Origin of the sequence: Maribacter cobaltidurans (genome assembly GCF_002269385.1) — a bacterium.
In the GTDB taxonomy this organism is placed as follows: Bacteria; Bacteroidota; Bacteroidia; order Flavobacteriales; family Flavobacteriaceae; genus Maribacter; species Maribacter cobaltidurans.
Window position 1 is genome coordinate 2,980,772 of record NZ_CP022957.1, and the last position, 22,219, is coordinate 3,002,990.

Annotated in this window: 21 protein-coding genes; 20 read left to right on the forward strand and 1 reads right to left on the reverse strand. The window is 39.5% G+C overall.

Annotation, left to right across the window (positions count from 1 at the left end):
- Positions 1-54: 54 nt before the first annotated feature.
- From thrA to CJ263_RS20975, 3 genes are all read left to right on the forward strand, one after another.
- Positions 55-3,441 carry a bifunctional aspartate kinase/homoserine dehydrogenase I gene (gene thrA, locus CJ263_RS13140; RefSeq protein WP_094997691.1) on the forward strand — a complete coding sequence of 1,129 codons (3,387 nt, stop codon included), beginning with the start codon at positions 55-57 and terminating at the stop codon, positions 3,439-3,441.
- Between the two features lie 259 nt (positions 3,442-3,700).
- Positions 3,701-4,867, forward strand: a complete 1,167-nt coding sequence (locus CJ263_RS13145; RefSeq protein ID WP_094997692.1) for a trans-sulfuration enzyme family protein — start codon at positions 3,701-3,703, stop codon at positions 4,865-4,867.
- Between the two features lie 276 nt (positions 4,868-5,143).
- Positions 5,144-5,335, forward strand: coding sequence for a hypothetical protein (locus tag CJ263_RS20975; protein ID WP_158657155.1), 192 nt, complete (start codon positions 5,144-5,146; stop codon positions 5,333-5,335).
- Positions 5,336-5,582: 247 nt separating this feature from the next.
- Here the strand turns inward: CJ263_RS20975 and CJ263_RS13155 are convergent, their stop codons facing one another.
- Positions 5,583-6,782, reverse strand: a complete 1,200-nt coding sequence (locus CJ263_RS13155) for a hypothetical protein (protein ID WP_094997694.1) — start codon at positions 6,780-6,782, stop codon at positions 5,583-5,585.
- A gap of 121 nt (positions 6,783-6,903) precedes the next feature.
- Between CJ263_RS13155 and CJ263_RS13160 the strand changes: the two genes are divergently transcribed.
- From CJ263_RS13160 to CJ263_RS13240, 17 genes are all read left to right on the forward strand, one after another.
- On the forward strand, positions 6,904-8,175 hold the full coding sequence (locus CJ263_RS13160; protein ID WP_158657156.1) for a hypothetical protein: 1,272 nt from the start codon (positions 6,904-6,906) through the stop codon (positions 8,173-8,175).
- Positions 8,176-8,598: 423 nt separating this feature from the next.
- A complete protein-coding gene (locus tag CJ263_RS13165) occupies positions 8,599-9,333 on the forward strand; it encodes a hypothetical protein (protein WP_094997696.1) in 735 nt (244 codons plus the stop codon).
- Entirely contained in the window at positions 9,320-9,925 is a 606-nt protein-coding gene (locus CJ263_RS13170) for a hypothetical protein (protein ID WP_094997697.1), read from the forward strand. The genes CJ263_RS13165 and CJ263_RS13170 overlap by 14 nt, the downstream gene beginning before the upstream one ends.
- Positions 9,912-10,475: an ATP-binding protein gene (locus tag CJ263_RS13175; RefSeq protein ID WP_233726850.1), complete on the forward strand. Its 564-nt coding sequence runs from the start codon at positions 9,912-9,914 to the stop codon at positions 10,473-10,475. The genes CJ263_RS13170 and CJ263_RS13175 overlap by 14 nt, the downstream gene beginning before the upstream one ends.
- Positions 10,476-10,524: 49 nt before the next feature.
- Positions 10,525-11,654, forward strand: a protein-coding gene (locus tag CJ263_RS13180) for an IS3 family transposase (RefSeq protein WP_094997699.1) whose coding sequence is annotated in 2 segments (ribosomal slippage) — positions 10,525-10,786 and positions 10,786-11,654 — 1,131 coding nt in all. Because the reading frame shifts where the segments join, the coding sequence is not laid out codon by codon here.
- A 157-nt stretch (positions 11,655-11,811) separates the two neighbouring features.
- Positions 11,812-13,131 carry an ATP-binding protein gene (locus tag CJ263_RS13185; protein WP_158657158.1) on the forward strand — a complete coding sequence of 440 codons (1,320 nt, stop codon included), beginning with the start codon at positions 11,812-11,814 and terminating at the stop codon, positions 13,129-13,131.
- Between the two features lie 162 nt (positions 13,132-13,293).
- Positions 13,294-13,710: a 3-hydroxyacyl-ACP dehydratase FabZ family protein gene (locus CJ263_RS13190; RefSeq protein ID WP_094997701.1), complete on the forward strand. Its 417-nt coding sequence runs from the start codon at positions 13,294-13,296 to the stop codon at positions 13,708-13,710.
- 177 nt (positions 13,711-13,887) lie between these two features.
- On the forward strand, positions 13,888-14,598 hold the full coding sequence (locus tag CJ263_RS13195) for a DUF6090 family protein (RefSeq protein WP_094997702.1): 711 nt from the start codon (positions 13,888-13,890) through the stop codon (positions 14,596-14,598).
- Between the two features lie 214 nt (positions 14,599-14,812).
- Entirely contained in the window at positions 14,813-15,619 is an 807-nt protein-coding gene (locus tag CJ263_RS13200) for a Cif family virulence factor (RefSeq protein ID WP_094997703.1), read from the forward strand.
- A gap of 134 nt (positions 15,620-15,753) precedes the next feature.
- Positions 15,754-16,221 carry a DinB family protein gene (locus CJ263_RS13205; protein WP_094997704.1) on the forward strand — a complete coding sequence of 156 codons (468 nt, stop codon included), beginning with the start codon at positions 15,754-15,756 and terminating at the stop codon, positions 16,219-16,221.
- A 222-nt stretch (positions 16,222-16,443) separates the two neighbouring features.
- Positions 16,444-17,250, forward strand: coding sequence for a helix-turn-helix domain-containing protein (locus tag CJ263_RS13210; protein WP_094997705.1), 807 nt, complete (start codon positions 16,444-16,446; stop codon positions 17,248-17,250).
- A 71-nt stretch (positions 17,251-17,321) separates the two neighbouring features.
- Positions 17,322-18,953, forward strand: a complete 1,632-nt coding sequence (locus tag CJ263_RS13215; RefSeq protein ID WP_094997706.1) for a serine hydrolase domain-containing protein — start codon at positions 17,322-17,324, stop codon at positions 18,951-18,953.
- A gap of 154 nt (positions 18,954-19,107) precedes the next feature.
- The gene (locus CJ263_RS13220; protein ID WP_094997707.1) at positions 19,108-19,530 is read left to right on the forward strand and encodes a VOC family protein; all 423 of its coding nucleotides are present in this window, start codon (positions 19,108-19,110) and stop codon (positions 19,528-19,530) included.
- A gap of 58 nt (positions 19,531-19,588) precedes the next feature.
- Positions 19,589-19,771, forward strand: a complete 183-nt coding sequence (locus tag CJ263_RS13225) for a hypothetical protein (protein WP_094997708.1) — start codon at positions 19,589-19,591, stop codon at positions 19,769-19,771.
- A gap of 73 nt (positions 19,772-19,844) precedes the next feature.
- Entirely contained in the window at positions 19,845-20,303 is a 459-nt protein-coding gene (locus CJ263_RS13230; RefSeq protein WP_094997709.1) for an META domain-containing protein, read from the forward strand.
- Between the two features lie 129 nt (positions 20,304-20,432).
- Positions 20,433-21,701, forward strand: a complete 1,269-nt coding sequence (locus CJ263_RS13235; protein WP_094997710.1) for an acetyl-CoA hydrolase/transferase family protein — start codon at positions 20,433-20,435, stop codon at positions 21,699-21,701.
- Positions 21,702-21,706: 5 nt separating this feature from the next.
- Complete coding sequence (locus CJ263_RS13240) at positions 21,707-22,219, forward strand: GNAT family N-acetyltransferase (RefSeq protein ID WP_094997711.1); 513 nt, start codon at positions 21,707-21,709, stop codon at positions 22,217-22,219.

Sequence of the window (22,219 nt, forward strand, 5' to 3'; positions counted from 1 at the left end):
AAGAGCAGCAGTTTTGCACGGCAAACCACTGATAATTAATAATTTTGGCATCCTATGCTACATCATTTACATATAAAGGAGTACACGACCCTTTCCGGAGTTACCCAGGATATTGAGCTATCCTATGAACTCTTTGGGGCCAAGCTCCATACCGCGCCCGTTATTTTGGTGAACCACGCCTTGACGGGAAATTCCAACGTTACGGGTGAAAATGGGTGGTGGTCCGCGTTGATCGGTGAGGGAAAATGTATCGATACAAAAAAGTACACTATCCTTTGCTTTAACATTCCTGGAAACGGATATGATAAGTTTGTCATTGAAAATTATAAGGATTTTGTGGCGGGTGACATCGCCCGGATTTTCCTTTTGGGATTGGAAAAATTAAAAATCCAAAAACTCTTTGCCATTATTGGGGGTTCATTGGGTGGTGGAATTGCCTGGGAAATGGCGGCCATCAACCCTAATTTGACGGAACATTTGGTGCCCGTAGCTTCCGACTGGAAATCGACCGACTGGCTGATTGCTAATTGCCAGATCCAAGAGCAGTTCTTGGTAAATTCCAAACAGCCCGTCCACGATGCGCGTATGCATGCCATGTTATGTTATCGGACACCGGAGTCTTTTAAGGAGCGTTTTAAACGAAGTACCAACGAAGAGCTTCAGGTGTTCAATGTAGAAAGCTGGTTGATGCATCATGGCGAAAAGCTACAGGAACGTTTTCAATTATCGGCCTATAAGCTGATGAACCAGTTATTGAAAACCATTGATGTTACGAGAAATGATGAGGAGAACTTCATCAAACTACAAAATAGCGACACCAATATTCATATTGTTGGAGTGGATTCCGACCTGTTTTTTACGGCTAAAGAAAACAAGGACACTTTTAAGCAATTGGCACAGGCCAATAGCAATGTAACCTATGGAGAAGTTCAATCGCTACATGGACATGATGCCTTCCTAATCGAGTTTGAACAAATGGAAAAATTGCTCCATTCCATATTTAATGCGAATGGTAAATCGGGCAAGGTAAAAGTCTTGAAATTTGGCGGAAAATCCTTGAGCAACGGTGAAGGTTTGGAACGTGTGTTGGATGTAATCGCCACCAAGGTAAAGTCCGGGGAAAATATTGCCGTAGTACTTTCGGCACGTGAAAAAGCAACGGACCAACTGGAAAGTATTCTGGAAAAGGCTTCAAAAGGAAAGCCTTATAAAGAGGACTTCGAGGCTTTGGAGAGTTATCAGCAACATACCTACGGCAATGTAAATTTGTCCAAGGAATTCAAAAGCTTGGCCAAATTGTTCGAGGGAGTATCCCTGTTGGGAGATTACAGCGCCAAAATCAAGGATGAGGTATTGGCCCATGGTGAGCTGATTTCAGCAAAATTAGTGACCAAACTCCTGATAGGCAAAGGCATAAACGCCCGCTTTTTGGATTCACGGGAATTGATTGCCACCGATGCTACTTTTGGAGATGCCAAGGTGTTGGAACATGTTTCCAAGGAAAAGGTGTTGTTGAAATTTTCTGAACTGCCCCATGATGCCGTACCGGTGATTACCGGATTTATTGCAGCCACGGAAGAGGGGGAAACCACAACGTTGGGTAGAAATGGCAGTAATTATAGTGCCGCACTTTTGGCGAATTTCCTGGATGCCGAAGAGTTACAAAACTATACGCATGTCGATGGTATTTTTACCGCCAATCCGGATTATGTGAAGGAGGCCAAACGTATTAGCAATCTGAGCTATGCAGAGGCGAATGAGATGGCCAATTTTGGGGCCACGATTTTACATGCCAAGACGATTATTCCGTTGATTGAAAAGAACATTCCGTTACGGATTTTAAACACCTATAACGACGATAATGAGGGTACGCTGATCAGTGCCAAGTCCAGCAAGGAGGGTATCCGGTCCATTTCTGTAATTGAGGATGTTGCCCTGATTAACCTAGAGGGTCGTGGACTGTTGGGTAAAGTGGGTATAGATGCCCGTATCTTCAAAACTTTGGAAGCTATCAACATCAGCGTGAGTATCATTTCCCAAGGTTCTTCGGAACGGGGTATTGGATTGGTGGTAAAGCGCGACAAAGCAGAGCGTGCCAAGCGCGCCTTGGAAAATGAGTTTTCGAGCGATTTCCAAAGTCAGGATATCAACATGATCAAGGTCGTTGCCGATGTATCGGTAATTTCCGTGGTGGGCCAGGATTTGAGCACCTTCCACAAACCCTTTAATGCCCTGATCAAAAACCAAATCGTACCGTTGTTGTTCAACAATACGGTATCGGGTAAGAACGTAAGTTTGGTCGTCAGGAAATCGGATTTGACCAAAGCGGTCAATGTAATGCACGGCCAGATTTTCGGGGTAAGTAAAAAAGTAAATCTGGCGGTATTCGGGCATGGAAATGTTGGCGGCACCTTAATCGACCAAATTTTAAAATCGGCTAAAAATATTGAGGACCGAAAAGGTATCGACTTAAGGGTCTTTGCCATTGCCAATTCCCGGAAAGTCTTGCTCAATGCGAAAGGAGTAAGCGGAAAGTGGAAGACCGATATCAAAAGCAAGGGAAAATCCTACGCCGTAAAGGATATTATCGATTTTGCCAAAAACAACCATTTGGAGAATCTGATTGTCATCGATAATACGGCCAGTCAGGATTTTGTAGCCCATTATTTCGATTTTGTGGAAAACGGATTCGATGTAGTTTCTTCCAATAAGATTGCCAATACCCTTGGGTTCGATTATTACCAATTGCTACGGGAGGAGCTGGACAAACATCAAAAACAATATTTGTACGAGACCAACGTGGGCGCGGGGTTACCCTTGATAGATACCATTAAGTTGTTGCACCTGTCCGGAGAGAATATTACCCGTATCAAAGGGGTTTTTTCAGGTTCCTTGAGCTATATTTTTAATACATTTTCGGAGGTGGACACTTCCTTTTCGTCGATTTTGAAGGATGCCAAATTACAAGGCTTTACCGAGCCTGATCCGCGGGAAGACCTTTCCGGGAACGATGTAGGTAGAAAGTTGTTGATTTTGGCTAGGGAACTGGATCTGAGCAATGAATTTTCCGATATTAATATAGAAAATCTAATTCCATCATCCTTGGAAAAAGGGGATGTAAATTTCTTTATGGAAAATCTGGAGGTATTGGACGATAAATTCAACGAGATAAAAAAGAACCAAAAACCGAACCATGTATTACGTTATGTGGGAGATTTGCATGGCGATTTACAAAAGGAAAAAGGAATCTTGGACGTACAACTGGTTTCTGTTCCCAAGGAGAGTGCATTGGGTCAGGTGAAAGGGTCGGATTCCATTATTGAAATCTATACGGAATCCTATGGGGAAAACCCATTGGTGATTCAGGGTGCCGGGGCAGGTGCCGCGGTTACCGCCCGAGGAGTTTTCGGGGATATATTACGGATTGCGGAGAAAAGCTGATTTTTAGGGTTAGGCTTGATGATTTTTGCATCCATGATTTTAATTTGTCAGGTCGAGCTGTCATATCGAGCGCAGACGAGATACGAGACCTAATTTAAATATTTAATTAGTAAGACCTCTCGACTGCGCGCGAGGAGACATTTGGTAACGATTATTGATAAAGGTTAAAAGTGATTTTTTCTTTTACCAACAACCAACAACCAACAACCAACAACCAACAACCAACAACAAATAACAAATAACGAGGAACGAACAAGCAATGAGCAACAAAAAATTCGAAACGAACGCCATACGAACGCAGTTAAAACGAACGGAAAATTTGGAACATTCCGTTCCCTTGTACCTCACTTCTAGTTTTGTCTTTGAAGATGCGGAGGATATGCGGGCATCTTTTGCAGAGGAAAAGGAGCGGAATATTTATTCCCGATATTCCAATCCGAATACCAATGAATTCGTTGAAAAAGTGTGCCAAATGGAAGGAGCCGAGCAAGGCTTTGCCTTTGCATCCGGAATGGCGGCCGTATTCTCTACCTTGGCGGCGTTGTTGGATAGCGGGGACCATGTGGTTTCGGCGGCAAGTATTTTTGGGTCTACCCATTCCCTGTTCAATAACTTTTTTCCAAAATGGAATATTTCCCATAGCTATTTTGATGTCCATAATCTGGATTCCATTGATGATCTTATTCAACCCAATACTAAGTTGATTTACGCCGAAACTCCCACGAATCCGGGGGTGGATGTGTTGGATTTGGAAGAGCTGGGTCAGATAGCGAAAAAGCACAATGTATTGTTGGTTATCGATAACTGTTTTGCATCGCCCTATTTACAACAGCCGATTAAATTTGGGGCCGATTTGGTCATTCATTCTGGAACCAAGTTGATGGACGGTCAGGGCCGTGTTTTGGCCGGAATCACGGTGGGAAAAAGGGAATTGATGGATAAGGTATACCGATTCTCCAGAATTACGGGACCTGCACTGTCCCCATTTAATGCATGGGTACTGAGTAAAAGTTTGGAAACCTTGGCCATACGGGTAGACCGCCACTGTGACAATGCCTTAAAATTGGCTGAATTTCTAGAAGGCCACGACCAAGTGAACTGGGTAAAATATCCTTTCTTAAAATCACACCCAAAATATGAAGTAGCCAAAAAGCAGATGAAGGCCGGGGGTTGTGTGGTCGCTTTTGAAGTCAAAGGGGGCTTGGAAGCCGGGCGTACATTCTTCGACTCCATCAAATTACTGTCTCTCTCCGCAAATTTGGGGGATTCCCGAAGTATTGTCACCCATCCTGCATCAACGACACATAGCAAACTATCTGTGGAGGAACGCGCCGCTAGTGGAATTACCGAAGGTATGGTGCGTATTTCCGTCGGATTGGAGCATATTGACGATATCATTGCCGATATTTCTCAGGCCTTAGGGTAAATTAGTTGGGTCACTGAGCAGCCTGCCCTGAGCGTAGTCGAAGGGGAGTCGAAATCCAAGGAACTAGGTGTCGAGAACATCTTGATCTAATCGAGTTCTACTTCTCGATACAAAATCGCACTACGATTCCACTCGAATTGACATTGGGAACAAACTTTATAAAACCAATAGGTGCCTTCGACTTACCTTATAAAAGAAGGGAGTTTTTGGAAAAATATTTTTGTGTCAAACTGTAACAAAAAAAAGGAACCCAAGACCAATCTTAAAAGCAATATAATGATGAGAAAAATAACGAAAAGTAAAGCCATGATTTTAATGGCGGTGAGTATGTTCATTATAGCGATGTCCCAAATCGCTTCCCGCTTTATAACCTTAAACGATTTTACAAAGGGCTCTTTCATTGGAGTGGGTATAGGACTTTTACTGATTACCTTGGTTTTTGGTGATTTTAAGTCGGTTCGAAAATAGGTTGACGTGTAACGGGAGAAACCCTTAACGCGATGTACTTCCTTACTTCTCGATACAAAGTCGCGATGCGATTCCACTCGAAGTGACAGGTAACTTTAAAAACGCTTGTCAGTTCGAGCGCAGTCGAGAACAGTTGTGCAAGCAAAAGACTGTTTCATGCACTTATCAAACCGAGCCTATCGAAGTTTTATTAAGTGAACTCTTCAGTTCATTTTCGATGTACCCAAACTGACATACTTACTTTCACCTACTTAAACCATACCCCATCTGTATCTTCCATCCGGGCGATGATACCCCAACCGTAGAAATAATTGGATAGGCCGATTAAAAGTTCATTGTCCCCCTCCTGCAAGGGTAGGGTAAAGGCGGCATTTTCAATACTGGCACGTCCCTTGGGGAATTTCATCCCGGGAGAGCCATAAAAGTTTCGGTCCTGATACAGAGGTTTGCCGTTAATGAACACCCAGACTTCATCGCTAAAGCCCAAACGCAACAATTTTTCGATATCCTTTTCAGCTTTGATGGTGGTTTTGAGCCATACCAAACGTCGGTTGCCATCCTTCGGACCGCCATACTCCGGGGTCAGGTTTACAAGGGCCCTTCTGCCCGCCCATACCGTTTTCCAAGTGGCATTTTCATCCAGATAAGTGGAGTCGATCTGTACTCCCGGACTCACTGGAATCCCTTCCAAAAGATCTTTGCCAAAGGGATAGTCTACAGGCTCAGTTACTTGCCACTCGCGGAGGTATCGGGGGTCGTTATAGGTTGGGTCATATCCCGCCACGGCCGGCAAATCTTCGGTCGCATTAGGGGTGATTTTTACATTGGCGTAGATAACATTGCCTTCCAGACCTATTGCACCATTTTCGGTAACACCTTCCATAGCAGGCACCCAAAGGACAGGCTTTTTTATATCGTTTACATACACCCGCATTTGCTTGCCATGGATGACCATTTTAATGTGGTTCCAACCCGTTTCGTTGAGGTTAACCGCCGCTTGATAATCGTCTGTCATGTCCCAAAGGTTAACCTTGTCCACCACCGCCGTATATTGTGTGGCAAAGCGCAACTTAGGGTCGGGGGTACCAAAATAACGGACGTAAAAAGTTTCGAAATTCAGGGTATCGGGGCTGATGCGGTAATAGATACTGGGAAAACCCTGTCCCTTCAGTTCCATATCATACTCTATGGTACCGTCCGAAAATTCAAAATCCTTTAGCCATATGGTAAAAGGTTTGCCGTCAGTGCTTTGTACGGCTTGGGTGCCTTTGTAGGGAACAAATTCGGTGTTGTCCGTGAGTTTGGCCCAGTGGTTTTCCGTCATGGGAAAATCCATAGTTCTTGTTTGGGATTTGCGCTGTCCATAAGAAAATAGGGTGATGCATAATGCCGCTGCGAGGGCCATGTTCGTTTTTGATGTGATGTTCATGCTTGTGGTATTTATCATTAAAAGTTATTTTTGATTGGACTAAAAGTAGTGGGCGTTTCATTTTTTTCGCCTGTTCAAGTTGTTCAATCCTGTTTAATCCTATTCAAAAATCCCCGTTCGCAAGGCACGATGTAGTTTTATGGACAAATCAAAATTCTATATGGTGGATGATCTAGTGGCCCGTATCGAGGCCCAATTGGGTTGGGGCGATGGAAAAAATTGGAACAATGGCGATTTTGAGGAACTTAGCGAGCGCATCTTTGCCGAAACCAAAAAACGGCTAAGCGTTACCACCTTAAAGCGTATTTGGGGCCGGGCGGAGCGAGTGGCGAATCCCAGTTCCAGTACCTTGAACATCCTTTCGGAGTTTGTGGGATATGACAATTGGCGGATGTTCGTACAGGCACAGGTATCCCAAGAATCAACCGAGGCACCACAGATTGAAGCAAAAGCACCCTTTCCTTGGAAAATTCCCTTGGCGCTTGGTTTTGTGATGTTGATAGCCCTTTTGTTGGCCTTTTATGCGTCCGATACGGAACAGCCCTCTATGCCAACGCCATCTTTGGAGAAGACCGACTTCCATTTTAGCCGCCGCACCCTTAGCGAGGGCCTGCCCAACTCCGTGGTGTTCGCCTATGATGCCACCGCAGCCCCTGATGGGGCTAGCATTGAGATACAACAGAGTTGGGACAACAAAAAACGCATGACTGTTTCCGCGACCGATAGCATTGCCACCAGTATCTATTACCGCCCCGGATTTTTTAAGTCCAAGTTGGTGGTGGGCGACACCGTGGTAAAGGAGACCGATGTCTTTATTCCCACCCAAGGGTGGTTGGGAATGGTGGAAAATGATTCCATGCCCATTTATTTGGAAACTAGGGAGATTCAAAAAGACGATTATCTTGCCATTACCCCGGAAACCGTGGCAGCATACGGATTGGACCCACGTACCACCGAAGTGGTCACCAGCCTGTACCATGTGGCCGATTATGGCGAGCTCTACACGGACGATTTTCAACTTTCGCTACAGCTGCAGAATACTTTCCCCCAAGGCCGAACCGGTTGCCAATGGGTCAGGATGTTTGTACTGTACGATGGTGGGGCCATAGGCATTCCCCTCGCCAAAAAGGGCTGTGCGGCGCAGCTGGACCTTATGCTCTTTGGGGACTATATCAGCGGTAAGACGACCGACCTTTCCGGTTTGGGCGTGGATTTTACCGAAGCGGCGACCTTACAATGCAATTCCAAAGCTGGTATGCTGGAAATTTTGGTCAATGGCCAAACTGCCTATACCGCTAAAGTACCCATAGCCGCTAAAAAGCTTGTGGGAGTGGTCGTTCATTTTGAAGGTTCAGGATTGATGAAAGAGGTCTCCTTGGGCAATACCCAAGGCCTGTACCACGCTTTATAAATTTCTCCCTTTTAGATAAAAACATATATTTTTTATAGGAAAAAACTTATATTTAGTGATTCCCCCTAGTATTTAATAGTGAATTAAACACCTGTATGACTATTGAATCGTATAGTGTGTATATGACCAATGATCATATACAATTGTTGGCAGCAAGTGTTGTCAGAAATATAAAACTATAATCAATATATGCCAATAACAGGAAAGGATTTTGAAATATTAGTAAAGCCATTCTTTAGGGAATTATTTGAAGAAATGGGATTTACAGTTATTGAAGTCAGAAATCAAGATTCAGGAGATTAAAATGGATTTGATATTAGTGTATTATTTTTCGATGAAAATGACGTTGAAAGACATATTTTCATTGAGTGTAAATATTACACTGCAGCTAAACTCTATTGGGCAGATATATTTAATAAAGAAATGCAACTTGATTCTGCAAATTATGATCCTACAGCATTTATTGCTCTCTCTCCACTAAAAAATTTAAGCAATATTGATCATAATATACAAGCAAAAAGTATTAATAAGTTTAGATTCCCTGTGGATTTTTGGACTCCGGATAAAAATGTCGAACAACTATTTGCATTAGATGAAAAATTATATAAAAAAGTATATGACAAAAAAACCTGTAATATATCTATTGACAGAGAAAACGAAATAAATAGGATAAAGTGTCTGATAAATAATTTTATTCAAAAAAAAGAACACTTAAAATTTGCTAACTGGATATCTATTCAAGATAGTGATGAGGAACTAGAAGAAGATGAGAGTTTGAAAACAACTCTTGATGAGAAATTAAATACGTTATTTGAAGAAGATGACGAAAGAAGAATTGAATACCATAGGTTGCGGGCCAATTATAAGATTTATTTAGCTAGTCTAGAAGATTTATCTCCAGCTCTCCGAGCAAATATATTGAACTGGGAATATAACCTTCGAATTAAAGCCAAAAGGTTATCCGATAAGTTTAGTATTGATGAATCATATTCCGCTCATAAATTTTTTTACGACTTCTTTGAGATTGCAGAAAAAGAAATTATAAGTTTTTATAAAGATTACGATCTTAAAGGAGATAAAGAAAAGCTGTTAAATGGAGTTGTATTTGAGCTTGCTGCTCAATGTCCACTAGATTGGAGGGATAATGGAACCACTTAAAAGACTTGTTGAAACCATTGAGGAAAAGGGACTGAAACCAAGTATAAATTTGGACAGGCCAACATACATCCAACCTGAAGACCGTATTCAATATCGGGCTACTCGAATAGCTGTAATTTTAGGAATATTAAATACAAAATTTGGTTTAAGTAAAAATGTAATTGCTTGCGTAGATTTTCTATTAAGAAATGATGAATTTCAATCAAAATTTATCGCAGAATATTTCAAGGGTCAAAGAAATATTTTGGATAAAATATCAGAGTTTAAAAAAGGAAGGCAAACAGAAATTGATTTTAATATAGTTCAATATAAAAGTGTTCCTTGGGATATTCGTTTTAACGATATGTTTTTGTATTTATTTATGAGGGGTTTTATAGAGTATAAAACTGATTCAAATAATAAGAATATCAGATTAAAATTAACTGAAACAGGAAAGATATTTTTTTCCAAAATAAAAGATGTTTTTCCAACCGAAATAAATTTTTTAGAACTTTTTGGAAACCGTTTAGCTGAAGATAAAACAATAAATATAATCACGGAAGTTATTCCAAATTCATACTGGAAACAAAATGTCGAGATTGAAGATAAATAAGCTTGTTTATAATATAACAACTCATTCAATGAAAAAATATGGTTCTGAGGTAAATTTCAAGGAGGGACTTAATATTATCTTTGGACCAAACTCGGTAGGAAAAACAAGTATTATAACAGGAATAGTATATGGTTTAGGCGGTGAAAAAAGTCTAGGAATTTTTAAATCTGTACAAAACCCATTTAAACCTGAGTTTTATAAAGCAATTGAAGGTGAGTCAATTGATAAATCATATTTACTCTTGGAGATTTCTAATGGATCAGAAGTCAGAACTATTTTTAGATATATAAAAGGAACTGATATCAATATAGCTGCGATAAAAAAATGTACAGCGGATAATTTTTTCAAAATTGAAGATTCAGAAAAACTGATAATTTCTGGTGAAGGAGTTTTCTCTGAAAATGGATTTCAATCTTTCCTTTTTGACTTTATAGGTCTAGAACAAGTATTACTACCCACATATGATCAGAAGTTTTCAAAACTATATTTTGAAAACTTACTACCGCTATTTTTTGTTGAACAAAGAGCTGGATGTGTAAGCTCCCCTTAAAACCGAACTGTTTAAAAGTAGAATAATAATCTTAATTTTAAACAGCATTATGAGGAAGAGCAAATTTTCACCAACACAGATCGCGAAGATTTTAAAGGAGTTCGACAACGGCAAGTCCGTTGCAGAGATAACCCGTGACCATGGGGTCAGCTCCGCCGCATTTTACAAGTGGCGTTCGAAGTACGCCGGTATGAGCGGGAAGGAGCTCAAGCGCATCAAGGAGCTCGAGGAGGAGAACCGCAAGCTCAAGCAGATGTACGCCACCTTGGCCCTGGACCACCAAATGGCCAAGGAGATCATCGAAAAAAAGCTCTGAGGCCCTGCCGAAAGCGAAGCATCGGAAAGGATCTTGCCCATTACGGCATCAGCAGGGCGTGCCGTGTCCTTAACATGAGCAAGAGCGTATATTATTACAGTCCGTTGCCAAAAGATGACGACGATATAGAGGAGGCACTTCGGGAAAAGGCCGGGGAACATCCGGAGGAGGGTTTCTGGATGGCCTATCACCGTTTGAGGGCGGAGGGGAGGCCATGGAACCATAAGCGCGTTTACCGTGTCTACAGAGCACTGGGACTGCCCTTGAGAAGAAAGGCGAAGAAACGCCTGCCGTCCCGTGTAAAGGAACCTTTGGAGGTCCCAGCGGAGGCGGACCATACTTGGAGCATGGACTTTGTTACCGACGTCCTGGAGAACAAACGCCGTTTCAGGGCACTCAACATCATGGACGATTACAACAGGGAGGCGCTGCACATCGAAGTGGACTTTTCCCTGACAAGCAACCGGGTGGTATGGGTCCTGAACCACTTGATAAACCGAAGGGGCAAGCCCAAGCGCATACGCATGGACAACGGCCCGGAATTCATAGCAAAGCTCACCTCCCAATGGAGCGAGATGCATGGAATAGAGTTCAAATATATACAACCGGGAAAACCGACCCAGAACGCTTTTGTGGAACGGTTCAACGGCAGTTTTAGGAGAGGGGCCCTCAATAGGTTCATCTTTGAGGACATTAATCAGGTAAGGGAACAGGCACGGATTTGGATGGACGATTACAACAATTACAGACCACACAAGGCCCTGGGATATGTGTCCCCCAAACAATATCTGGAGCTTAATTCCTTGTGCGGTACCGCACAAGGAATTAAAAACGATAACTTTGATGAAGTATTAGAAAAATGAGCAGTTCTATCTAGGGGAAGCTTACAGATGGTCTCAAATTCAAGCTAGACAAGTATCTAGATATAATATTAAAGACGTTAAGAAAGTTACTTTTGAATATCTTTTTGGGCTAGATAGGTTTAATCTTCACCTCTCTGAAATCGAATTGAGGGAAAAATTGTCTGAATTAAGGGAGTTAAAAGATCACCAGGAAAAAAAGGAAGAAAATTTATTGATAATTGGAAATGCAGAGAAAATTGATGGAATACCCATCGTAGATTCAAGTGAAATTGGAAAAACGAGTATTTATGATTACATCAGATATCTTACTCAAAAGTATAAAACTGAATCTCAATCAATCAATCAACTTTCTAGTCAGAATAAAAAATATGAAGAATCAAATCTCAAGTTAAGAGATAGTCTTAAAACTTTAGATTATCAATATCGAAAAATTTCATCCAGAATTGATAAACTCAATATCGAAATTTCCGGTTATGAAAATTATTTGGACAGAATTCAAAATAACAAATACAAAAACAAGCAATTAAAAAAAATACAGGAGTTTTCAACTGATTTGAATATTAAAACTTGTCCAATTTGTGAAGCACGATTAGAAAAAAATGAAGAAGGTGAATGTATATTATGTCACACTGATCTGAGCAAAAAAATCTCTACTCCTGAGCAAAACCTAATTTTTTTGGAAGATGAAGAAAAAACTTTTAAAAAAGTTATTTCTCAAAGAATTTTTGACCGCAGAAAGTTAATCGAAAAACGTAGTAATATTAAAGATAAAATTAAGGAGTATGAAAGTCAGTTAGAGCATCAAACAAAAACATACGCAGGAAAAGAATTTGCAAACTTAAGGAAGAGAATTCTAGACATTGATGCTACACACAAGAAAATGGAAAGATATACGCGTATTTCTGTAAGATGGGAGGAACTTGAACCCATTCGAAAAAAGATAGACAATTTAGAAAATCAAATTGAAAAATTACGAGAAAAAATTTCCCAATACCAGCAAACAGAAAAGGATATCTTAATCATTAATACAATTCAAAATTTGGTTAGGTCTTATGTATCAGAACTTGGTTTATTTAAAGGTAATAAAGGGTTGATAGATAATATCAGGGTTGATGAAACAGATAATTACACTCCCTATTTAGATAATTTTGACATTTACAACATCTCGAGTTCAAGTGATAACATTCGAATAATTCTCAGTTATTATTTAGCATTATTGCAGACGTCAATTAAACTTGATCAAATTAATGAGATTTGTTATCCAAAATTACTGATCCTAGATGAGCCAAAACAACAAAATCTTGATAGTGATTCTCTTATGGATTGTGTTAATTTAATAGAAAATATAACTTACAATAGCAGTCAAGTCATTTTAACAACCTATTCAGAACTTCAAACTGATAAAGATAAATTTGATGATCATATTATATATGAAATGAAAGATAAAAATGATTATCTACTAAAAAGAATAAATTAGGGCAACACCAGCTGTCAACAATAGATAATCGCAATTACGGCGGATTCGATTAGATCCAAATCCACTCGGAATTACTTAAGTCTGTGCTAAACCGAAAATTAAGGCATATTAATCCGTAACTGAAAGTTATTCTAGACAGTTGTGAAATTAACAAACTAAAAGATGAAAACAGAAATAGAAAAATTAATCCCACATAGATTTCCTTTTTTATTTGTGGACAAAATTGAAATAGCGAATGAAAAAGAGGTGGTAGGTTTTAAAAGTTTTAATGCGGAAGAAGATAAAATGCTTACGGGAAGCTTTCCTAAATTCAATTTTATCCCTGGAATGATATTGATAGAATCAATGGCACAATGCGGGGGAGCGGGAATTAAAAAAGCAGGATTGGCAGATGGGTTTTTCGGTTTGGTGAGTATGGAAAAAGTAAGTTTTTTGAGTGGCGCAACGTATGAAGAGGAAATTAAATACGTAATCAAAAATTTAAGAGTAAGTAATCGATTAATAAAGCAGTCTGGAGTTGCGTATGTTCAGAATAGACCAGTTGCAGAAGCCACATGGTTATGTGCTAGGATTGACTAAATAAAAACCTTGGATATCTGTAGCTATAAGTATTTTCCTGTTCTCGCCTACTTCTGATTTCGATGGATATCGGAACTTTCTGATTTTCAGATTTGTATACTTGTATTGTTAAGCGCTAAACCACGCAACTACTTGTATCCGAAAATGTTGTACTACATTGTAATCAACCAATAACCAATGATAAAATTCTTTAGAAAAATTCGGCAAAAGTTACTCTCCAAAAATAAATTCAATACGTATTTACTTTATGCCATTGGTGAAATTGTTTTGGTAATGATTGGTATTTTACTTGCCTTGCAAGTGAGCAATTGGAATCAGGATAGGAAAGACCGCATTAGCGAGCGTAAACTATTGGACAATATTCATAGAGATTTTATTCAGAATAAAATTAGTTTTGATTCTGTTAAAGCAATTAACTATCGTAGTCTCGCAGCCTTGGACGGCATGATTGCTCTGTTCCCTTTACAGAGAGATAGCCTAAAAAATGCAACCTTTTGGAAATACTTCTCACAAATACAAGACCATACCTATAATCCATATTCTGGCTCTATAGCATTGGTAATTAATTCAAATTCGCTTCAATTAATACAAGATGAAGACTTACAAGAATATCTAGTTTCTTGGGAAGATGTTTTACTGGATTATCAAGAAGAAGAAAATTTGTACTATAAAATGATGAATGACCATTTTTGGCCTTATTGGAGGGAAGTATTAGATTATTCAGGATTTGACAATGAAATAAGTCTTACAGGAACTTCTACCGTAAAGTTTCAAAATTACATCATAGACAAAAGGAATTATTTAAGAGCCATTGTCAAAGCTATTGAGGAAGAACCCATTGAAAATCACATCAATGAAATTATCCGATTAACTGAACCAAAAGAATAATGAAAATAAAATTATTCATATAAAAATAGCGAAAGTACAACATAGGTCTTAAGTAATAGCTTGTTCTAAATACTTCTAATCCCGATAGCTATCGGAACTGGAGGATTTTCAGTTAGGTTTGTACTTGCCTACCAGCTGGCAGGTAAGCAAAGTTTAACGCTAATCAATACAACTTTTTATCATCGAGCATGGTAGCACATTTAGAAAATCACAAATGAAATTTAAAACAGTAATACTCACCTGTGTTCTTTTGGCAATTGTTGGATACAAACAACCTGTCAATAAAAAAGAAAATACCATCAATTCCCAAACCGAGGTAGTTCAATCCGAAGACTTTTCCGATAACCTCAAAAATTGGGCAGAGGGCATAAACAATAATGACATTAATGCCATAAAAAATCTCTACGATCCTAATGGCGTTAAGATTATTTCTTCGGATAGTATACTTGAGAATTCAGCCCAAATAGCGGATTACTACATGATTCGCAAAGGAAGCATTACGTCAGCTGAATCAATATTCACTATAGAGGCAAACAAGGAAAGAGGAATTAATTATGAACTGGTCAGGTATACACGGGATAACCTAAAAGAATTCGTTGGAATTGTAATTTGGAGCATGGAAAATGAAAGGATAATTAGGGAATTTGAATATACCGAAGAATATACTTCTGAATCAAAAAAAATTGACACCACAAATATAGCCCAGAGACGAAACTTATGGGTCGAACTCTGTAATACAAATAACCCGGAAAACCTGGTGAAACAACTCTACAGCAATAATACGATGTATTTTAACCATAAACCTATAGTACAGGGAACCGAAGCATTGATTAGGGAATATGGCTATATGAATAATGAAAACTACGAGTTAAACTTACATCCAATGAAATTGGAGGTAGTAAATGCCAGCACGGCCTTTGAAATTGGGCAATGTAGTGGAAGTTATAACGGAAAATATATTTTGGTCTGGAAAAAACAAACAGACGGAAATTGGAAAGTATTTATTGATTCCAATATTTAAAAAAAGAAGACTAACAATATGTAGAAAAAGGTGGTTAAGCGGTAAGATAAAAGTTTGGTATTCCGTAATCGCCAACTTTTCATATACTTGAACGCTAATTTTAATATAAAACGATATTCTCGAAAACAAGGAAAATGACCCAATCTGAACTCATAATTTTAAACTTTACGGAGATTAGGAGAAGAAGCATAAAACTTTGGGAGGGACTTCCGGAGCGCTATTATGATTGGAAACCCGATGAAAAGGCCATGACGGCCATAGAAATGGTCAGGCACGTTTTGGAAGCCGATTATGGTTGGAATAAAATCATCACTAATGAGAGTATGGCAGATTTTCAAACACCTTGGAAAAACCGACCCTTTGTTAGCGTTGCTGACGAACTTGAATTTGCCGAGCCCTATAGAAATTCATTTTTGGAAAGCGTTCGCCAATTTTCCGACAGGGAATTAAGCGAAACGGAAATCATTCACCCCGGAAATGGAAAGAAAAAAATCCTTGGGAACTATTTATTACGGATTGGATATCATGAATCTGTCCATGCGGGACAGTTCCTTTCTTATTTGCGGGCAATGAAAATAGATCGTCCGGAGATATGGGACTAAAAAACAGAAACACTAAAGCCAATTATAACAACTTAAACCAATAACTTAAGCAAAAGGTAATTGTATTTTTAGGGGACGGGAAATCCTTAGGATTTCACTCTGTGACCAGAAGGAAAGTATATAACCTATTAGTTTTGCGCTATGGATTGCAAGGAATAGGTACGGGTTTTATCCCGTAATTTGCATTGGGATAGGATCTTGGTAATCCGTTGAAGATACAGCATGAACGAATTGAAAACAGGCGAGTTTTACGGAGCACATTATCAAAAATCGGCTTTTGAAAATGTACTCATTACGGATACCGAATACACCCATGAAAAAGTGGATTGGCACTATCATGAAAATCCATATTTCACCTATCTGCTTCAGGGTAAACTCTTTGAAGCAAACAAAAAGGAATCTTACTATTTAGAACCGGGAAATCTACTATTCCATAATTGGCAGGATGCACATTACAATATAAAACCACCTGAGTTTACGAGAGGGTTTCACATAGAACTCAATACCGAATGGTTTTCAACTTTTGATATTCAAATATTGGATTTTGAAGGGAGCATCAATTTAAAGGATCCTATAGCAAGGAACCTGATGAACCACATCTTTGTCGATTCTAAAATCAACGACCCGTATTCAACATTGAGTATTGAAAGTAATTTGATCGCTTTGTTCAGTGCGATGGAAACATCAAAAAAAGACAGTTCCAAAAAGCCGGTGTGGGTGGGCCAATTAAAGGAACTGTTACTGGAGGAAAAAATCGATTATTCCTTACAAAATTTAAGTGCATCCTTAGGATTGCACCCGGTTCATTTGTCCCGAGAGTTCAGCAGATATTTTGGCACCAGTTTAGGGAATTATATACGGTTGCTGAAAATCAATCAGGCTTTTAACCTTATCGTTTCGAATAAATTTTCATTAACGGAAATTTGCTACCGATGCGATTTTTACGACCAAAGTCATTTCATCACCAACTTCAAACGTATTTATGGCACAACCCCTTCAAAAATCCAGACGAAGATTTCCGTAGGTTAATTTTATACAATTTTAGGGGCTTAATTAATCGCAACTTTGGTGTTCATCAAAAGTCAATCAAAATGCGTAGTATGAAATCAAATTATTTATTAATTCTCCTGGTCTGTGTGGTTATATCGTGCAAGAACAGCGATGTATCGAGCAGCTCCCGTTCAAAAGAAATTGAAAATTTATATTTTTCCAAAGATGACATTTCCAAAGGGGATGTTTCCAAAAGGGACTACATCAATAACTTCACGTTAAACAAAGATGAATTCCTGAATATTCACTTTACATTGGACAACCCGCTCGTAGAAAGTCTACAAGACATTGCGCCAAATTTAACCGTGGATGAATTATTGGAAAAAGGGAACTTTCAATTTTCCTTTTTAGTGGATGGGAAAATCATCTATGTAGAAAACCTGAACAAGGGCGCAGGACTAAGAGCCTCCAAAACAGAGCAGCTAGAGCACACCATACGCTTGGCGGCACCACAACAGTTAGATTTTTGGGGTTGGTTCATGTGGCTCAAATTCATGAAGCTAGGGGGTGGACAAGATGTTCTTGAGGATGGAAAACATACTTTAGGTATTGAGGTTAGACCGTATGTAAAACAGGCTTCGGTTCGTGTGGGCAAACTATTTGCCAAAGGGGAAGTTGCTGTTGAAGTTGCAGAAATACCCGTGGATGAAAGCCTAATCCCCATTCAGGAAATACAACCCAATAGCGGCTGGAAAATATCCAAGGATACGTTTGATAGAAGTAAAATTGAAGCCTTAAATAGAAAAATAGCCGAAGGTAGATTTGAAGCTATCAATGGAATTGTGGTCATAAAGGAGGGGGAACTTTTAATAGAGGAATATTTTAACGGAGAAACTAGGGATAGTTTACACGACCCAAGGTCCGTTGGAAAATCAATCGCCTCTACCATGTTGGGTATCGCTGTTGAAGAGGGTTACATACCTAATGAAAATGCCCAATTAAAGGATTTTTACAATTTAAAATCTTTCCAAAACTATAGTTTAAAAAAAGATTCCGTTACGCTTAAATCGCTCTTGACCATGAGTTCCGGATTTCTTGGTAACGATAATGATTTCAGTAGTCCGGGTAATGAGGAAAATATGTATCCAACGAAAAACTGGGTGAAATTTGCCCTTGATTTACCCATGCAAGATGACAGGGTAATGGGTAAGGATTTTGCCTATTTTACGGCAGGGGTAGTAGTTTTAGGGGATATCATTGATAAAGCGGTCCCTGGGGGGTTGGTTTCATATGCCGATAAAAAGTTATTCGAACCACTGGGTATAACCAATTATCAATGGGAATATACCCCGCAAAAAGTGGGGAATACCGCTGGGGGAATTAGGTTAAGGACCATTGATTTTGCAAAATATGGTCAATTATATAAGAACAAAGGTCTTTGGAATGGTAACCAAATTTTAACTGAACAATGGGTGGAAAAAAGTTTGGACAGGCACATAGAACAATCGCTTGACCATGGATACTACGGTTATTTATTTTGGAACAAAACCTTTTCCATTAACCATAAGGACTATGAGGTGTCCTATTGTAGCGGTATGGGAGGAAATAAAATTTACATCTTTAAAGACATTCCTTATGTAGTTGTCATTACGTCTTCGGCATATAACGTTCCAAATGCACATGCCAACGTAGATAAAATGATGACCGAATATATATTGCCGGCAATCCTAGGGAAAGAATAGAGCCCGTTATAAGAAGGTGTATATGGAAAAGTGAGCATAAAGCTTTTTTGAGGTTTTCCGAGAATATTTCAAATGGAAAAATAACATTTACTGCACTTTTTTTGGTGCCCTATAATCATTGGTTTTTTCCAGAAAATAATCATTAAATTTAAAAATGGCAAAGAAGGATACAGAAATACAAATCGATTTTTTAGACCATGTCGCCATTCGTGTCAAGGATTTGAAGGTTTCTGCCCAATGGTATCAAAAGGTTTTGGGACTTAAAAAGTACCAACTGCCAGAATGGGGCGAATTCCCCATTTTTATGTTGGCAGGCAAATCCGGTATTGCTCTCTTCCCAGCAAATAACGATGATCCTAAATTGGATTTGAGTTCAAGAAATGTGAAAATAGATCACTTTGCCTTTAATGTGAATCAAGAGAATTTTAATAGGGCGAAACAGCGGTATGAGGAATTGAATCTGGAATTCTCCGTTCAAGACCATCATTATTTTGATTCCATCTATACCCAGGATCCGGACGGGCATACGGTGGAGCTCACTACCATTAAAGTGAACCCTGAGGAATTTTACCAATAGTTTTGGTAAGTGCTACAAAACACAGAAATATTTAATATTTATCTTAAAATTCGTAAACATGAAGAGACCTCAAAAAATGAAAAGGTTAGGTGGTGTTTTTTTGTTTACTTGGTTGGTAATGTTCATTTTTAAACAATATCAAGGTGATGGTATCAAGCAAGATGGTGTTGGTACCGTTTTTTTGGTTTTGGGCCTGGTGTTTCTAATTGCAGGGTCGTTTCAGGAAGGTAAAGAGCAGTAAATACCGGCAGGAATTCTTCCATAGTTAAGCAACCATTTTTTTAGTTTTGCATCTTTACGTTTAAATAAAGGTCATGAATAAGAGGGCTTCTTTTAAAATGGGTTTGTGGGCACTGCTAACTTTTTTTGTGAGTTTAGGTTGTTCCAAGGACGATGATATCTCTTATGATTTGGTAGGGAGCTGGAAGGTTACATACTATATTACGGCGGGCGACCTTAGCATTACCAAGGAACAAAACCCTACATGGCCGGAAGTTAACGGGGGCGAAATCACCGCAACATTCGGCGAGCCAGGTGATGGGGGAGAGGGAATACTTTCTGGATTTACCGTAAGCAATTCTTACACCGGAAGTTATACGGCTAAAAAGAATGGCGAACTGTCTATTGGTCCGGTGGCTACTACATTGATCAATGAACCGGAATGGACTTCTTTGTATAATATAAGTGCCGCACAAGAATATGAAGTCAAGGGCGATGAACTTTTTATCTACTATAACGATAGGACAGACGCCATTGTGTTTGAGCGTAATTGAGTATTCATTTTCTTTCAAGTAAAATAACTTCCTTCTAAATTTATTTCCGGTGCATTTTTATAAAGCATGACATTCCTCATGTTTTAACGCTCCTATCTTGAACATCTTTGCATCTTCAAATAAAACACCATGAAGATAGTTAGTAAAGAGGAGGCCGTAGCACTAGTAAAGTCAGGAGACCGAGTGTTTTTACAGGGAGCGGCCATGACTCCGAATACATTGGTTGATGCTTTGTGCGATAGATACCAAGAGCTAAAGGATGTCGAAATTATTTCCATCCACACAGAAGGGGATGCCAAATACACTAGGGAACCCTACAACCAAAGTTTTAAAATGAACAGTTGTTTTGTGGGGAGAAACGTTCGTAATGCGGTCAATAGCACGCTTGGGGATTACATCCCTATTTTTTTGAGTGAAATCCACCTCTTGTTCCGACAGGAAATTTTGCCTTTGGATGTTGCTATTGTACAAGTTTCCCCGCCCGATGTTCATGGCTATTGTTCCTTGGGAGTCTCTGTCGATGTGGCTTTACCGGCCATTGAAACAGCGAAGAAAGTCATTGCCCAAATTAATCCCTTTGTCCCAAGAACCCATGGGGACGGTATTATCCATATCAAGGATATCGACTGTGCCATTGAAGTGGAAAGCCCCATTCACCTACATGGCAAAATAGAAGTATCGCCCGTGGAAGCGGAAATAGGTAAACATGTGGCGGAACTCATCGAGGATGGCGCTACCCTTCAAATGGGTATCGGTAGTATTCCCAATGCTGTCTTGGACAATTTGGGCAATCATAAACAATTGGGTATCCATACTGAAATGTTTACGGACGGTATTCTTCCCTTGATCGAAAAAGGTGTGGTGACCGGAGAAATGAAAAAGGTGAAAACAGGAAAGATTGTGACCTGTTTTGCAGTAGGTTCCCAAAAACTGTACGATTTTGTGGATGACAATCCCTTGGTTCACTTCAAGGAGGCCGCCTATACGAACGATACCGCAATTATTCGAAAAAACCCAAAGGTAACGGCGATTAACAGTGCTATTGAAATCGACCTTACCGGACAGGTTTGCGCAGATACCATTGGGAATAGGCAGTTTTCCGGGGTAGGAGGTCAGATGGATTTTATCCGTGGAGCCGCCTTGTCGAAAGGTGGTAAACCTATTTTTGCTATGCCATCCGTCACCGCGAAGGGAATCTCCAAGATAACACCGTATCTAAAACATGGAGCAGGGGTAACGACTACTCGCGCACATGTACATTACATTGTTACGGAATATGGCGTAGTGGATTTGTTCGGGAAAAATTTAAAGGAACGCGCAAAGGCACTTATCAATATTGCCCACCCGGATCACAGACAAGATTTGGAAAAGGCTACCTTTGAGCGTTTTAGTAGTTAAAATCGATGAAAATAGGTGAAACCAATAGACTTGTTATCTCAGAGGCTAAAAATTCTGATGCCGATTTCTTTTACGCCCTTTTAAACAGTTCATCTTGGTTAAAACATATTGGGGACCGAGGGATAAAAAATAAGGAAGATGCTGTTGGATATATTGAAGGAAGTTTAATGAAATCCTACCATGAAAATGGATTCGGACTATATAAAGTGTCCTTAAAGGAAACTAATACGCCCATAGGTGTTTGTGGATTTCTGAAACGGAATTACTTGGATGCCCCCGATATCGGGTTTGCCATGTTACCCGAATTTGAAGGGTTCGGTTATATGTTGGAAGCGGCTTCGGTAGTAATGGAGTATGGAAAGAATAGCCTGGGCTTTACCAAAATCCTTGCGGTCACAACGGAAGATAACGAGCGCTCCAAAAAACTATTAACCAAATTGAACTTAGAGGAAATTGGGACCGTAAAGGCCCATGATAAGGGTGTTCCGTTTCTACTCTTTCGGAATCAAGTTCAATAA